The 14,788-nt window shown below is 62.1% G+C and carries 12 protein-coding genes; 9 read left to right on the top strand and 3 right to left on the bottom strand.

What is annotated here, in order from left to right:
• Positions 1-29 precede the first annotated feature (29 nt).
• Both ACIOJF_RS07715 and ACIOJF_RS07710 read left to right on the top strand, forming a co-directional pair.
• Entirely contained in the window at positions 30-1,595 is a 1,566-nt protein-coding gene (locus ACIOJF_RS07715) for an FAD-binding oxidoreductase (protein ID WP_105656464.1), read from the top strand.
• Between the two features lie 226 nt (positions 1,596-1,821).
• Positions 1,822-2,490: a hypothetical protein gene (locus ACIOJF_RS07710; RefSeq protein ID WP_332486465.1), complete on the top strand. Its 669-nt coding sequence runs from the start codon at positions 1,822-1,824 to the stop codon at positions 2,488-2,490.
• A gap of 93 nt (positions 2,491-2,583) precedes the next feature.
• Here ACIOJF_RS07710 and ACIOJF_RS07705 read toward each other — a convergent pair whose 3' ends face one another.
• Positions 2,584-3,294 (bottom strand): GntR family transcriptional regulator, encoded by a 711-nt coding sequence (locus ACIOJF_RS07705; RefSeq protein ID WP_181148781.1) that lies wholly within the window; start codon positions 3,292-3,294, stop codon positions 2,584-2,586.
• 135 nt (positions 3,295-3,429) lie between these two features.
• On the opposite strand from ACIOJF_RS07705, the gene ACIOJF_RS07700 reads away from it, so the two are divergent.
• The 6 genes from ACIOJF_RS07700 to ACIOJF_RS07675 all read left to right on the top strand — a co-directional run bounded on the left by ACIOJF_RS07700 (position 3,430) and on the right by ACIOJF_RS07675 (position 11,071).
• Positions 3,430-5,412, top strand: coding sequence for a flavin-containing monooxygenase (locus tag ACIOJF_RS07700; protein WP_402741429.1), 1,983 nt, complete (start codon positions 3,430-3,432; stop codon positions 5,410-5,412).
• 2 nt (positions 5,413-5,414) lie between these two features.
• Entirely contained in the window at positions 5,415-6,785 is a 1,371-nt protein-coding gene (locus tag ACIOJF_RS07695; RefSeq protein WP_402741428.1) for a carboxylesterase family protein, read from the top strand.
• Between the two features lie 147 nt (positions 6,786-6,932).
• On the top strand, positions 6,933-7,817 hold the full coding sequence (locus tag ACIOJF_RS07690; protein ID WP_402741427.1) for a VOC family protein: 885 nt from the start codon (positions 6,933-6,935) through the stop codon (positions 7,815-7,817).
• Between the two features lie 20 nt (positions 7,818-7,837).
• Positions 7,838-8,728, top strand: a complete 891-nt coding sequence (locus tag ACIOJF_RS07685) for a fumarylacetoacetate hydrolase family protein (protein ID WP_105656470.1) — start codon at positions 7,838-7,840, stop codon at positions 8,726-8,728.
• A 50-nt stretch (positions 8,729-8,778) separates the two neighbouring features.
• On the top strand, positions 8,779-10,407 hold the full coding sequence (locus ACIOJF_RS07680; RefSeq protein WP_105656471.1) for an FAD-dependent monooxygenase: 1,629 nt from the start codon (positions 8,779-8,781) through the stop codon (positions 10,405-10,407).
• A complete protein-coding gene (locus ACIOJF_RS07675) occupies positions 10,400-11,071 on the top strand; it encodes a GntR family transcriptional regulator (RefSeq protein ID WP_402741426.1) in 672 nt (223 codons plus the stop codon). Before ACIOJF_RS07680 ends, ACIOJF_RS07675 begins: the two co-directional genes overlap by 8 nt.
• A 3-nt stretch (positions 11,072-11,074) precedes the next feature.
• Here the strand turns inward: ACIOJF_RS07675 and ACIOJF_RS07670 are convergent, their stop codons facing one another.
• Positions 11,075-12,238, bottom strand: a complete 1,164-nt coding sequence (locus tag ACIOJF_RS07670) for a glycerate kinase (RefSeq protein ID WP_181148782.1) — start codon at positions 12,236-12,238, stop codon at positions 11,075-11,077.
• Between the two features lie 259 nt (positions 12,239-12,497).
• Positions 12,498-12,935 (bottom strand): MarR family winged helix-turn-helix transcriptional regulator, encoded by a 438-nt coding sequence (locus ACIOJF_RS07665; RefSeq protein ID WP_105656474.1) that lies wholly within the window; start codon positions 12,933-12,935, stop codon positions 12,498-12,500.
• Between the two features lie 67 nt (positions 12,936-13,002).
• Here ACIOJF_RS07665 and ACIOJF_RS07660 point away from each other — a divergent pair, with 67 nt between their 5' ends.
• Positions 13,003-14,421: an MFS transporter gene (locus ACIOJF_RS07660; protein ID WP_286134076.1), complete on the top strand. Its 1,419-nt coding sequence runs from the start codon at positions 13,003-13,005 to the stop codon at positions 14,419-14,421.
• The last annotated feature ends 367 nt before the right edge of the window (positions 14,422-14,788 follow it).

Raw genomic sequence — 14,788 nt, 5'->3', positions numbered from 1 at the left:
CTAGCCGGTGGCCAGTAGAAGGGTGAATCATGGATCGTCGTGAAGAATTTCTTCGGGCAGCCAAGGAAATCGTTGGCGCAGAAAACGTTGTTCCCTTGGGAGATTCCGAGGGCTATCTTGATCCCTACCCGTTGAACCCGGGCCGTGCCCCGTGGCCCGGTGTCCGCCCGGCCAACACCCAAGAAGTCCAAGGCATCGTCAAATTGGCCACCGAGCACGAGGTCGCGTTGTGGACCTTCTCCTGTGGCAAGAATCTGGGCTACGGCGGCCCGGAGCCACGCGATACCGGCATGGTGGCGCTGGACCTGAGCCGCATGAACCGCATCATCACCGTAGATGACCGCCTGTGCTACGCCGTGGTGGAGCCCGGCGTCACCTTCTTCGACCTCTTCGAATACATCAAGGAACGCGGCCTGAAGGTGTGGATGTCGGTGCCGGCGCTGGGCTGGGGCTCGGTGATGGGCAATATGCTCGACCGCGGCTACGGCATGACCCCGCTGGGCGACCACGTGAAGTCCCTGTGCGGCATGGAAGTAGTCATGCCCGATGGCGACCTGGTCCGCACCGGCATGGGAGCGATGGACGGCACCGAGCTGGGCCCGATCTTCCAGGGAGGCTTCGGCCCGACCTTGGATGGGCTGTTCACCCAGTCCAACTACGGAGTGGTTACCCAGGTCGGCCTGTGGCTGATGCCAGCACCGCACACCTACGTCAATGGCGATATTTTCGTCGATGACGAGGCGCACCTGCCGCAGCTGATCGACATCCTCACGGCTCTGCGCCGCGAGGAAATCATCCAGAACAACGCGCTGTGCGGCAACGTCGTCCGCGCCGCGACCATGCGCGGATCCCGTGCCGACTTCTGGGACGGCGAAGGCTCCATTCCGGACTGGCGCCTGGAAGAAATGCGCCAGGAATTCGGTATTGGCCAGTGGAACTGCAAGTTCGCTTTCTACGGCGACCGTGAACTATGCGAACGCCGACTGCAGATCGTCAAGGACCGGATCAGCGTGATCCCCGGTGCCCGCGTTGACGCCCGGTTCTACTCGGGCGAAGAGGGCCTGGCCTTGCAGCATGAGGACATCGCCACCCAGGACCGCACCCAGATGGCAGGCGTCCCGACCTTGAAGCCGCTGTCCACCGTGGGCTGGGCCGCCGAAAACGGCGGACACATCGACGCTGCGCCGATCATCCCGGCTCGTGGCGAACTGGTGGCCGAGTTCTACCAGGAAGCCAAGAAGCTCTACGAGAAGCACGGATTCGACCTGTACATCGGGTACCACCTGTATCCGCGCCATATGGTTCATGTGACGATGATCTTCTTCGAGCGCGGCAACGAAGAGATGCTCACCCGTGCGCGCGCCCTGTACTCCGAGCTGCTCGATGCTGCCCGCGCCCGCGGCTACGCACCGTACCGCAGCCACGTGGACTACATGGACCGCATTGCCGACGGCTTCGATTTCAACGGCAACGCAGCACGCCGCCTGCAGGAGAAAATCAAGGATGCGCTGGATCCAGCGGGCGTCCTGGCCCCGGGCAAGCAGGGCGTCTGGCCTGCACGCTTCCGCGAGGATCGTTCAAGCGTCCAGAGCTAGGCATTGGCGCTTGAGCCGCAACAATCCCCTTGCCGCACCAGCGGCAAGAGGATTTCTTGCCAAGATGCAGGCCGTATCCCGATAATATCCCAGCGGAGCTGGCAGGACAGGGTAGTGGGCGCAATTCGGATAGAACAGGTGGCAACTCGACAAGCCTGACCGCCAATGACGCTCGCAATCCAGTGCCTGCCCCCTATCAAGCAGGAGCAAAGTAGACTGAAAACCAGTGGGACAAGCCAGCGAATGCAACGTATGGCAACGGGAACAACGCCACGCACCAATTGCTCGCCAGCATGGGGCCGAGCCATCCATTCCGGCCCTCGGCACGAATCAAGGTGAGATGAAAGAGCAAGCCGTACAGAGCGAACCGTATATCTTGGTTCCGCACACGGTGACGGACCTCGACGATTTCGTCGCGCATCCCGAAAACTACCTGGTGAGCATGTTCCAGGAGCCTGAACGCGCCGCCGGCATTTGGCGGGATCGATTGAACAGAAACCCGTACGGCAGTGAAGGTTTCCTCTCCCTGTCGTACCACGGGATCGTTTTGATTCCGGGCGAGCTGTGGGGTGAAGTGACGGGAATCTGGTTCGAGTTGATTGAACTTGTCGAGGAGTACCTGCAAACGGGTTCGGCTGAACGGCTGTTTCCAGGCCAGCCCGTACCACTTCGCCTGGAAGCGAGGGGACGGTCGACGCTTTTCACTGTGAACCAGCTGAAGCACCGCGTTGACCCCAGCGACTTCATTCCTGGAATCCTGAATGAAGCCCATCGCTACTTCACTTGGGTTGAAGAAAACATCGGAACCGGCGAAGGCCAGGCTCTCCAAGCCGTAGAATCCTTGCGCTCCAGTTTCTCGAACAGGCGCATTCCCACGCGAAAATCGCGATTCTGACGTCTGAAGCTGGGTTGCCGCGGAGGCGCCGCAAAACAGGCTCGCAGATCCGCCCATCCCGACCCGGGTGCGGACTTGCCGTGAAGGTTCTGGCTACTTGAGCAGCTTGACGTGCGGCAAGCAGGCCAAGCCCACCTCGCCGCCATTTTTCACCGCGCTGAGCGTGGTTTCGTAGTGGGCGCGCAACAGCTGCCCCGCCAAGTCGGCATCGCGATCCAATGCGGCGTTCAGGATGTCGCGGTGCTCCTTATCCAGATCGCGCTTGGCGTCGCGAGTTGCCGGCCCGGCCCAGCGCCCGTAGAGCTGAATCAAATCAGACAGGGTGCGAGTCACCTCGGTGAGCAGCGGAACACCACAGGCCTCTACGAGCTTGTCATGGAAGTTCTGGTGCGCGTGATTCCATGCCGGGGTGTGATTATCCGGGTCTTCGTCCGAACGGCGCGGGGTGCGCTCCAGGGTGTGGTGCGCGGCCATCAGCTCGCTCTCCCACTCCAACGGTGCACGCTCGAAGCCCAGCGAGATCGCCAGCTGCTCGTTGACGCAACGCATCTCCACAATGTCGGTCAGTTCTGCCAGCGACAGCTCGGGGACGAAGAATCCCTTGTTAGGGCGAAGGGTGACTAGCTTGTCCCCCACCAGCCGGGTCAACGCTTCGCGAATGACCGTACTCGAGGTTTCGTAATGCTCAGAAAGATGCGTGAGCTGCAGCCGGGCACCTGGTTCCCAGCGCCCATCCAGGATATCGGTGCGCAGGGTGTCGCGGATGTGCTTTGACATCGTCTCTGAATCGGTGCGTTTCGCCATGACACAAATCATACCAAAGTCGGCAAAGAATACATTTTTAGTTGACTTATGCATAACCAAGAGGTGACACTGGTTACATCACGCGCCTGCCGGCCCTGTCGCGCACGGCCCGAAAAGACTTGCTAGGAGTAACCAATGAGCGAATCACTGATCGAGACCGCCGCCACCAAACAGGTAGATGACCTGTACTGGCGCGCAAACTACTCTGCTATCACCGAAAGCGACGAGCAGCTGCGCAAGATCGTTGCAAGCACCGACCTGCCGCCACTGATGGTGGCCCTGGCCGCGGCAACCGGCGATTACTCGATCCTTCGTGATGAGCTGCGTCCACCGCAGCCGCCGGTTGATACCGTGGGCCAGCCGCACGGCGGCATGGACGCCGCAGCTCAGGAAGCGGCCCGCGAATTGGCCTTCGAAGCACTGCGCCGGATCCGCGATGAAAAAATCACCTCAGTGGAGACCCTGGACGACGAGCAGGCCACCACGATCCTGGACTGGATCACCAACCAGGCCACCACCGATTACCACCAGATGCTCAAGCACGACATGGCATTGGTTCCCGAAGTGAGCGGCGCACCGGCCTTCACCAAGGAACAGGTTGCTCCCACCCGCGACTTCACCGTGGCCGTCATCGGCTCGGGCGTGGCCGGCATGGCTGCCGCCTACCGCCTGAAGCAGGCCGGTTTGGACTACACCGTCTTCGAGAAGGGCCACGAAGTGGGCGGTACCTGGTGGAAGAACACCTATCCGGGCGTGCGCCTCGATACCCCCAACTACGCCTATTCATTCTCCTTCGCGCAGCGCGATGACTGGCCCCAGCAGTTCTCCGAAGGCCCCGAGATCCACAAGTACACCCGCGACGTCGCAGAACGCGGCGGCATCACGCAGAACATCCAGATGGGCACCGAGGTGCTTTCGGCTACCTGGGATGAAGAAGACGGACGCTGGGTACTGTCCATGATCGTGGACGGCGGCGAAGTCCAGGAACGCCGCTTCAATACCGTCCTGACCGCCGTCGGCCAGCTGGACCGCCCGAAGTTCCCCGATACCCCGGGCCACGACACGTTCGCCGGCATCCACGTGCATTCGGCCGAATGGAAGCCGGGCATCGATTTGAAGGGCAAGAAAGTTGCCGTCATCGGCACCGGCGCCAGCGCCTACCAGATCGTCCCAGCCATCGTGGACGAGGTCGAAGAGCTCAAGATCTTCCAGCGCTCCTCCCCTTGGATGCTGCCTACCCCGTTCTACTACGAGGACATGCCCGAATCGGTGACCTGGCTAGTCGAGCACCTGCCGCAGTACGGCCAGTGGCTGCGCTTCTGGCAGCACTGGCTGGGCGTCGAGGGCCGCCAGCACACCACCGCCGCGGATCCTAACTGGACCAAGGAAGGTTCAGTGTCCGCGGTCAACGAGAGCGTGCGCCAGCAGCTGACCGAGATGCTCAAGGAGCAGTACGCCGATCGCCCGGACCTGCTGGCCAAGGTCACCCCGGACTACATCGTGGGCGGCAAGCGCATGCTGCGCGATAACGGCGTGTGGGCCAAGAGCCTGAAGAAGCCGCAGACCACCCTGGTCACCTCGGGCATGAGCGAAATGACCGAGGCCGGGATCATCGATGGCGACGGCACCCTGCACGAGCTGGACGTCATCATCTACGCCACCGGCTTCCAGGCTTCCGAATTCCTCGAGCCGCTGCGCATCACCGGCCGCGAGGGCAAGGACATCCACGAATACTGGGGCGGCAACGCCACCGCCTTTGCCGGGGCCACCGTGCCGGGTTTCCCGAACCTGTTCATCGTTTCCGGACCGAATACCGGGCATGTGGTCAACGGCTCGCTGTTCTCGATGATCGAGTACGGCCTGACCTACATCCTGGATGCACTGAACATTGTGCTGGAGAAGGATCTGAAGGCACTGGACCTGAAGCAGGAGGTGCTCGATGCGTTCGTGGCGGATCTCGATGCCGCCAACGCGCAGAAGGCCTGGGGCCACCCCGAGGTGCACACCTGGTACAAGAACAAGTTCGGCCGCGTCTCGCAGATCTGGCCTTACCCGATCGTCGAGTACTGGAACATCACCCGCGCGGTCGACCAGTCGCAGTACACGGAAATCGGCTAGGCATGGGGGTTTACAGCTACGCGCAGCGCAGCGCCGGGCGCTTCGGCAACCCCAGTGAAGCCACCGGACTCACCGCAGCGCAGCCGGCAATTTTCCCGCAGGCCCCAGGTTCGCTCGACTGGCTGCTGGGCCCTGCCCTGCAGGAACTGCCCCAGTCCGAGGATGCTTTCCAGGTTGCAGTCTTTGCTCCGCAGGATGCCAAGGACCTTCCGGTGATGGTTTTCCTTCCCGGCGGCGGCTTCGTTTCCGGCGCCGGCACCGTGCGCTGGTACGACGCGCAGGACTTTGCCGAGAAGCAGAACTGCGTGGTGGCCGTGGTCAACTACCGCATCGGATTGCTGGCCCACAACCAGCAGGTGGGCGGCGGGAATACGCCGCCCGAAGAACTGCTCTTGGCCCTCGAATGGGTACAGCGCAATATTGCTGAGCTCGGTGGCAACCCGCAGGAAGTCACCCTGGCAGGCCAGTCCGCAGGTGCCTTCTGGGCCTTCGCATTGGCCCAGCTTGAGGCAGCCCGTGGACTGTTCGACAGGCTCTACGTTGGTTCGCTGTCCTTCCAGCCTCCGATGGGTGAAACCCAGGCGCAGGAACGCAATGCGGTGATGGCCCAAGCGCTTAATGGCACCGCCTTGGCCGAGGCCAGCTCCGAGCAGCTCTTGGCTGCCGGCACAGCACTGGCCCAGGCTTGGGCCGGGCGCGGCTTGGGCCTCTACCCGAGTGCCGATGAGTCCGTTCCGGCGGATCTTTTTGATACCGCGCGGGCAGTCGAACGCCTGCATGTGAAGCAGCTATTGCTGTCCTACACCGCCGATGAGGCAAGTGCCTTCATTGGCATGGCCCCCGAGCAGGCATTCACCCTCGATAGTGTGCGCGGGTTTATTGCAGGGAACTTCAATGAACCGCAAGAAGTCTTCGACGCACTGATTGCCGCAGAACCGCAAGCAACGGCCAAGTCACTCATGGTTAGGGCGATGAGCCTGCACCAGATTCAACTCTATGCCGTGGAATTGGCCGATGCGGCAGCCGCTGCCGGCATCCAGGTGCAGCTCCTGGGCTTCGAAGTTCGCTCCCCGTTGCCTCACGCTGGTTCGGCCCACTGCTTAGAGCTGCCGTTCCTCTTTGGCAACCGCGAGCACTGGCAGGATGCCCCGATGCTCGATGGCGTGGCCGATGAGCTCTTCGAGCAAACGGCGAAGGTTCTGGGTGATGCCCTAGGGTCATTTATCCGCCTGGGAACCGCAGCTACCAGCGATAATAACGCTCTTGCTGTGCATCAGAAGGGTGCTCAATCGCTGACAGCACTGGGGGAAACAGGCCTGATCAAGCGCGAAATTCAGCGTCAGTTCAGCACCAGACGCCCGGTCTTGGCCTAGTCTTTGCGCGCCTGTTCTTGCGGACCAGCAGGTCTGCTCGGGCAGGCGCGCGAGTCTTTTTCCGAAAACACTAGACAATCTAACTTAATGTGAATAATCTAATTATCTAGATCATAATATTTTTATCGTCTACAGAAGGGATCCACCATGGCTTGGGGATTAATCAGGGAAATGGGCCACGTGTCCATCCAGACCAATGACATCGAAGGATCCATCTTCGACGCCACGCAGCTGCTCGGCCTGCGCGTCACCGAACGCACCGGCAACGAGGCCTACCTCGCAGCGAACTCAGTGCACCACGAGCTGACCTACGTCGAGTCCGAAGTCAACGGCATCCACTCCCTGGGCCTGATCGCGCAGAACGGCGACGCGCTGCGCGAGATCCGCAAGCGCGTAGCTAACGAGAACTTCAGAATCGTCTCCGAAACCCCGCTCTCCGCCGGCGTGCAGGACGGTTTCTCGTTCATCGGCCCCGAAGGCTGGATCTTCGAGGTCTACACCGGCATGCAGCACAACGACCGCGGCCTGCTTTCCTTCGGCCCGGACCGCTACGGCCACATCAATTTCCACCCGCGCGACGTGCGCGGCATGATGGAATTTTTGCGCCGGATCTTCGACTTCCGCCTCTCGGATGTCATCGGGGATGACTTCGCCTACTTCATGCGCTGCAACCCGGATCACCACGGCATCGCGCTGATCAAGGGCCAGGGCACCTTCCACCACCACGCCTGGCAGGTCCAGTCGATCGGCGACCTCGCCAAGCTCGGCGACCGCCTGGGCGCGGCCGGCCGCGAACTGATCTGGGGCCCGGTCCGCCACGGCGCCGGCCACAACATCGCCGCCTACTACGTGGAAACCTCCGGCGCGGTCGTGGAGCTCTACACCGATTTGGAGCAGATCTACGACGATGAGCGCGATCCCATTGTCTGGGGCGAAGACGAGAACTGGTGGAACATGTGGTCCAACCGCCGCACCGAGGACTTCCGCACCTTCGGCATTCCCACTGTCACCGAACTGAAAACCTTCATCTAGAACACCCGAAAGGCACCACCATGCAGTACGTATCCTTCAAGGCAGCTGACGGCACCGAAACCTGGGGCGTGTCCATCGACGGCACCGTCTACGACTTGGGCCCCACCGGCAAGAACCTGGCCGCCAATACCCGCGACGCGATCGAAAAGGGCATCTTCGGCACCCAGCTGGACCTGTCCGGCGCGCCAACCATTGCCGAGGCCGAGATCGACTTCCTGCCCTCGGTGACCAACCCGGGCAAGATCATCTGCATCGGCGTGAACTACCTGGCCCACCAGGAAGAGTCGGGCAAGACCGGGCAGACCGCACCGACCGTCTTCACCCGCTTCGCCGACTCGCAGATGGGCCACCTGGCTCCTGCGGTCAAGCCGACTTCCACCACCAAGTTCGACTACGAGGGCGAAATGGCCCTGGTCATCTCCAAGGAAGCCTTCCACGTGGAGAAGGAAGACGCCTGGGACCACATCGCCGGCTACGCCTGCTACAACGACTTCTCGGTGCGCGACTGGCAGAAGGCCGCCAGCCAGTGGATCCCGGGCAAGAACTTCCCGGGCACCGGCGGCTTCGGACCGTACCTGGTTCCCGCAGCCGATCTGGGCGACATCACCACCGCCGTACTGGAAACCCGCGTGAACGGCGAAGTGCGCCAGAACGCCCCGGTATCCAACCTGGTCTTCGACATCCCCACCCTGATCAACTACGTCACCGGCTTCACCCAGCTGAACCCGGGCGACGTGATCGTCACCGGCACCCCGGGCGGAGTGGGCCTGTTCTACGGTCCAGAGGGCCTGATCAACCACGGCGACGTCGTCGAGGTCGAGATCACCGGCCTGGGCATCCTGCGCAACACCGTGGCCGACGAGGCTACGCTGCTGGCCGGCGCACAGGCCACCGCCGGCGCCACCGCCTGACGCGCAGCCGCGCACTGTTAATACACGAAGCACAAAGGAAGTAGCGGGCAGTGGCACAGTCTCATGAAATCGACGTCCTGGTCATCGGCTCGGGTCCCACCGGCCTGACCGCCGCCAACCTGCTGGCAGATACCGGCCTGCAGGTTGCATTGATCGAGAAGAACCCGGGCAGTGGCGATGAGCCACGTGCCATCAGCGCCACCGATGAAACCCTGCGCGTCATGGCGCACCTGGGAATCATGGATGAGCTGGGACCGCAGATGCTCGTGGACACCGGTGCCCGCTACTTCGGCCTGGGCGGCAAGGTCATTGCCGACGTTCGCCCCGGCACACCCCGCCTAGGCCAGCCCGGCAAGAGCCAGTTCGACCAGCCAATCATGGAAGGCCTGCTCTACGAGGCCGCCACACTGCGCCAGAACCTGGGCCTGCACTACGCCACCGCGGCCACCAGGATCGAACAGCATGCCGACCACGTGATCGTGCACGCCACCCGCACCGGCGAAGCCACCACCGGATTCAACGGCTCCAAGGCAGCAGACACCGGGCAGAACCCCTACGCAGTAGCAGAAGGCGAAGAAACCGCCCTCGAGTTCAAAGCCAAATGGGTACTTGCCTGCGACGGCGGTCGCTCCTTCACCCGCCGCGAACTGGGCATCGGCCTGCAGGGTTCCACCCAAACCGAACGCTGGATCGTGGTGGATCTGCTGGATGTGCCCGGCAACCCCGAACCTTTCGCGTCCTTCCACTGCAACGGGCAGCGCCCGGCCGTAGTGGTCCCCGGGGTCGGTGGCCGCCGCCGCTATGAATTCATGCTCTTCGATCACGAAGATGGCGACGCGATGATCACCCCCGAATCCATCACCGCCCTGGTCGCACCATTCCAGGACACCAACGTGGTCTCCGTACGCCGCGCCGCGGTCTACACCGCACACCAGCGCATCGCCGACACCTACCGCAAGGGACGCATCCTGTTGGCCGGCGACGCCGCGCACCTGATGCCGCCCTTCGCCGGGCAGGGGCTGAACGCCGGCATCCGCGACGCCGTGGGTGCTGCCTGGCGCCTGGCCGCGGTCATCAAGGGTGAAGCAAGCGAAGTGCTCATCAATGACTACGAAACCGAGCGTCGCCCGCATGCCGAGGAAATGGTCAAGCTTTCCAAGCGCATCGGCTGGGTAGTGATGAACACCAACCCCGTGATCACCCGCGTGCGCGATGCCGTGGTCACCAGCACCCGCATCATCCCACCGCTGAACCGCTGGCTAACCGGCATGCGCTTCCTCAAGCAGCCTCACTACACCACCGGCACCGTCGCCGCACCGGTTTCCGGGGTTCCGCACCTGGCCCAGAACTTTGCCGGTCGCATGCTTCCGCAGCCAAACCTTGAGGTCAATGGCGCCACTGTGATGCTCGACGAGCTGCTGTCGGCCGGCTGGAACACCATTGAGGTGGCTGCCGGATCCCAGCTGGTCTTCACCAATCAGGACGGCGATAGCGTGAGGGCCAAGGACATCAACCGGGTCTTCGATACCGCCACCGGTACCGTACTGCTGGTGCGTCCAGACTACTATGTAGCAGGCATTGCACCAGCACGCGAGGTCGACCAACTTCTGGAAGCGCTCAGCGCCAAGGCCACCGTGCTGCGCACCTTCGGTGCCGCCAAGCAAGGAACTCGTGGCTAGGCCAGCAGAAGCTGCCCTGTCCGGCATCCGCGAAGCCATCCTTGATGGCGCGTGGATGCCCGGCGAGCGCCTTGCTCCCCCGCATCTGGCCCAGCGTTTTTCCACCAGCACCACCGTTATCCGCGAATCCGTCACTCGGCTTTCCGGTGAGGGTTTGGTGGCGGCGATCCCCAACCGTGGATTTTTCGTACCGGAGCTGAACCTGCAGCAGTTGCAGGATCAGACCGAGCTGCGCTGTGTCACCGAGGAATTGGCGGTCAATCTGGCCATCACCCGCGGGGATCTGGAGTGGGAGTCCGCGCTGATTGCCACGCATTACAGGCTGTCCAAGGCACCGCGCCGGCAACAAGATAACCCGGAGCAGTTCACCCCTGAATGGGGTAAGGCGCACCGCGATTTCCATCAGCTGCTGCTGGCTCCATGCGCCTGCCCGCCGATCCTTGAGCTGTCGGCCAACCTGGCCAATTCCACCTTGCTCTACCGGCGTTGGGCGGCCGCTTCGCAGGGTGCCACGCACCGAAATGTTGAGGCCGAGCATGAGGCCCTGCTGCAGGCGGCACTTGATCGGGATGCACCTGCCTTGGCTGCGCGCTTGCGAACCCACTATGAGGCTTCGGCCAAGATTATTCTGGATGCCGGCCTGCTCAAGCTGGATATTTTCTAGCGCCTAGCGCAGGAAGGTTCGGGCCACGCTGAAAGCTGTGCGCTCGGCTAGCTCCATGGTGTTTGCTGAAAGTTCTGCCAGCGTGGCCGGACCTGGCGCAATCGAGTACGCGGCCAGGATTCCCGAGGCCTCCAGCTGCTCATCGGACAGCTGCACCGAACCGGCCACCACGATCACCTCGGCCTGTTCACCGGCAGCCTGCAGCACCCCGGAAACTACCTTGCCGTCCAAGGATTGCGCATCCAGCCGGCCTTCACCGGTGATCACCAGGTCAGCGTCGGCCAGAATTTCATGGGCACCAAGTACCTTGGCCACCAAATCCCAGCCCGGCACCAGCTCCACCTCGAAGTAGGACCCTAGGCTCACCGCAATCCCGCCGGCAGCCCCCATGCCCGGCTGCTCACGCAGTGCCCGGCCGGTATTGGCTTCCAAAACATCGGCCAGTTGCGCCAACCCCTGATCCAGAATCTGGACATCATTTTCACTGGCGCCCTTTTGCGGACCGAAGATCGCAGCCGCACCCTTGGCGCCCAGTAGCGGGTTGGTGACATCGCAGGCGATTTGCCAGTTAACCTGCCCGGCCCGGGCATCCAGCTGCGAAACGTCGATCCGCGACAGCTGGTTCAGTGCCCCGCCCCCTGCGGGAAGCTGCTCCCCGTTGGCGTCCAAGAATTTTGCGCCCAGTGCGCTGAGCAAACCCGTTCCGCCATCGGTGGTTGCTGAACCGCCTAGGCACAGGATGATCCGGGCGACCCCTAGGTCCAGCGCGTGAGATACCAGTGTGCCCAACCCATAGGTAGTGGCATCCAGTGGTTGCCGTGGCACGTCGCTCACCTGCGGCAACCCGGCTGCTTCGGCCGCTTCCACCACCGCGATTTTCCCGTCGGCCGAAAGCCCCAGCCGGGAGGTGACCGGGCGCCCCAAGGCGTCGGTGGTCTCCAGTGCGATCGCCTCGGTCCCCCAGGTGTCGATCAGCGCTTCAAGGGTTCCCTCGCCGCCGTCGGCGAAGGGCACCGCGGTAATCTCGACCGCCCGCGACCGGCTAGCCGCACCCTTGCTGAAGCCTCGTGCCAAGGCCGCGGCTACCCCGCTGGCGCGGGCACTTCCCTTGAAGGAGTCGGGCACAATGGCCACCTTGCAGGGCATCGAATGCTGGGTTGAAGTCATACCCATCAGCCTAGGCACTCTTGAGACCTGCACCTATGGTCTTTTGACTGTAGTTCGAGCGAAGTTCGGGGCCTGCTTATGTGCATTTGTCTGGCTCGCAGATGCTTTTCACGTGCATCGCTAATAGCTAGCTCTGCCAAAGGAATGGCACAGAAAGCGGCATTAGAGTTTAGAACACCTCTTGAAGGTGCGAGTGATGATCGTAAGGATTCCCGTCGGATATTGCCCGGCGGGAATCTTTCTTTAACCGAGTTCGTGATTAGTCCCGCTGGGAGTCGCGGTACTCCTCGATGGAAGCGTTGAAGCGCTGCAGGTAGCCGGCGAACTGCTCAACATCCTCAGCCTCCCACTCATTCAGGATTCGATCCAGGGCATGGAGGGTTACTTCGCGGGCATGCTCCAGCTTCGCCAACCCCAGGTCGGTCAGCGTGATCTTACGCGCAATATGGCCATCGGGATCTGCGATGCGTTCTAGGTAGCCATCGTCGATTCCATGGGTTACCTGGCGTTGCAGGGTGGAGTTGTCCAACCTCAGCCCGTGGCTTAGTTCCGCGATACTCAGCGGACCCTGGGCCTGAATGCGACTCATCAGCAGGTACACGCTGCGATCGACACCACCGAACTGGCGCTGCTGCGCGATGGTGTAGCGGCTGAGCATGAGCTGCTCGTATTCGATCTGTTCCAGATGGCGCTTCATTCCGAACTTCTCCAATGTGTAAAATACATACAGTATGTAGCTTACACATTTATCCCGGAAGGCTCTTGTGCCCAACCCCACCCCCACCGGACATCCGAAATCCGGACTCGCCGTCGGCATCCTCGCCACGGCAGGCATCGCCTCATCGCTCACCCAGACGATGGTTGCCCCACTGATCCCCCAGCTGCCTGGAATCTTCAGCACCTCACCGGATAACACCGCATGGATCATCACCGCGACCCTGCTGGCAGCTGCCGTAGTGATGCCGATTTCCGGTCGTCTCGGTGATATGTTCGGCAAACGCCGAATGATCCTGATCCTGGCCATCCCGCTGATCCTCGGTGGAATCATCTGTGCCCTGGCACCAAATGTCACCGTCATGATCATCGGCCGGGCCTTGCAAGGCTTTGGTTCAGGCATGATCCCTCTGGGTATCGCAATGTTGCGCGACCTCGTGGATAAGGCGCATCTGCCGGCAGCCATCGCCACGGTTTCAGCCACCCTTGGTGTGGGCGGTGCGATCGGCCTGCCGCTCTCCGCAGCGCTGATCGAGTTCTCTTCCTGGCGCGTGCTGTTCTTCTTCGGTTCGGCGATTACCGTTGTGGTGGCCGCACTGATCTTGAAGTTCATTCCGGCAATTCCAACCATCGGCGCGAAAACCCGCTTCGATTGGCTTGGTGCCATCGGCCTGGCCATCGGCTTGATCGCCCTGATGCTCGGCGTTTCCAAGGGCTCCACCTGGGGCTGGGCTTCCCCGCTGGTACTGAGCCTGCTGATCGGCGCGGTCATCGTCTTCCTGCTGTGGGGAGTATGGGAACTACGCACCAGTGCACCGCTGGTGGACCTGCGCACCGCCGCAATACCCCGGGTGCTGTTGACCAATATCGCCTCGATCTTCGTGGGCTTCGGCATGTATTCCAGCTCGCTGGTGATGCCGCAGATCCTGCAGATGCCTACCGAGGCAGGCTACGGACTGGGGCAGGGCGTACTGGCCGCCGGCCTCTGGATGGCTCCAGCCGGCCTGATGATGCTCTTCCTCTCCCCTGTGGGCGGTCGACTGACCAGCGCCAAGGGCCCAAAGTTCACCCTGGTGCTGGGTATTTTCATCATGTCCGCTGGCTACGCGGTGGGCCAGATTGGCATGGGCAGCCTCTGGGGCCTGCTGATCACCAGCCTGGTCATCAACTCTGGCGTGGCCCTGGCCTACGGCGCAATGCCAGCCATCATCATGGGCGCAGTGCCACGCAGCGAAACCGGTGCCGCCAACGGCTTCAACACCCTGATGCGTTCGCTGGGTACCACCTCGGGTGCGGCAGTGATTGGCCTGGTTTTGGCCCAGATGACCACCGACTTCCACGGCACGGTGCTGCCCTCCGAAGCCGGGTTCCACATGACCCTGTGGCTCGGTGCGGGAATCTCCTTGCTGGCGGGGTTGATCGCCCTGTGCATCCCGGCACTGGCCAAGCCCGCCCCGGAGAAGATCTAGTTCACCTCCAGGGATCCATGGCCTACGCGCAGTGCATGCTTACCGCATCCACAGAATGCCAACTTAGAGTATTAAGTACCTCATGAAGGTGCGAGTGATGACGTAGAAACTGGCACTGTCGGTCTTGCGACAGTGCCAGTTTCTGTATCCAAAACCTTTTTGCTCGTGTCCAGCAGTCCGCCGGCCCTGCGGCCCGCCCTCATGGAGTTGAAGCAATTCCCCAAACCTGCAGTTGGCGCTCAGCGCCGGCATAGCTTTGCACCCTACAGTGGTAAATACCTCATGAAGGTGCGAGTGATGATCGAGTAACCCCGGCAAAGCAATTCGCCGGGGTTACGATTTTAACCGGCCGGCGGATAGTCGGGTA

It is taken from the genome of Glutamicibacter sp. NPDC087831, from assembly GCF_044742845.1.
Lineage (GTDB): Bacteria > Actinomycetota > Actinomycetes > Actinomycetales > Micrococcaceae > Glutamicibacter.
Note: the sequence above shows the minus strand (reverse complement) of the source record. Positions and strands in the feature narration are given on the sequence as shown.